Raw genomic sequence first — 794 nt, 5'->3', positions numbered from 1 at the left:
GTATCTTTTAATTTTAATCTTCTAATTTTTTTAAAATACAATCTACTTTTTTAGATATTTCTTTTGTTTCCTTGGTAAAATATCTAATTTTTTTTATACCTGTAACTATTCCTACTATTATAGCAATGAAAAGTCCTATATTAATTAAAGTAAAAAGTAATTTTATTAAATTAAACTCCATGATTATATCTCCTCTTTTGTAATATTAAAAGTTAAACTTTTATAAAAATTATACTACAAAACCCAATAATATCATAGTTTCATACATATATTTTATTAGTGCTATCATGTTTAAATTTATTAACATCTTTAGTTTTAATTTTTTATTAAAGAATTTGTTCTGTTATATAAAGTTTCTTTAAACTACTGTCTAAAATAACATATATTTTAGAATTATCTTTTTTTATCTTATAATAATATTTAAAATTATTATTATAATTTGGATAATATTCATTTGGTACTTTCAATATTTCTAATATTTTAGTTACATTAACTTGCATATCATCATTTTTAACTTTCCACTCTAAGCTATTATTAATTTCATCTAAAGTTTCATATTTAAATACAAAGTATCTTTCACCATGCCCATTAAAAGTTGGACCACTATCTGTATAATAAAGCTCTTCATATTCCCTTTGTAAATTAATTTCCCAATTCATATTAATTGTATTATAATATTTACTTTCTTCTTTTATTACTATGCTTAAATCCCTCCAAAAGTAATCTTTCCTTTTTAAAATTAATTTTACTAAAAATATTATTATAAAAATTATTAAAGTTAATATCATTAATGC

General features: G+C 18.8%; 2 protein-coding genes. Both read right to left on the bottom strand.

Going from position 1 to position 794, the window contains the following annotated elements; translation table 11 throughout:
- Window positions 1-13: 13 nt before the first annotated feature.
- The gene (locus GBZ86_RS17550; protein ID WP_170272314.1) at window positions 14-181 is read right to left on the bottom strand and encodes a hypothetical protein; all 168 of its coding nucleotides are present in this window, start codon (window positions 179-181) and stop codon (window positions 14-16) included.
- 145 nt (window positions 182-326) lie between these two features.
- On the bottom strand, window positions 327-794 hold a 468-nt coding region (locus GBZ86_RS17545; RefSeq protein ID WP_207707483.1), incomplete at its 5' end, for a hypothetical protein.

The organism is Clostridium tarantellae, assembly GCF_009295725.1.
In the GTDB taxonomy this organism is placed as follows: domain Bacteria; phylum Bacillota; class Clostridia; order Clostridiales; family Clostridiaceae; genus Sarcina; species Sarcina tarantellae.
This window is presented reverse-complemented; position numbering and strand designations above follow the sequence as displayed.

Bases quoted from the DNA above. Each gene is read 5' to 3' on its own strand.
- GBZ86_RS17550 (WP_170272314.1), bottom strand. From the start codon at position 181: ATGGAGTTTAATTTAATAAAATTACTTTTTACTTTAATTAATATAGGA.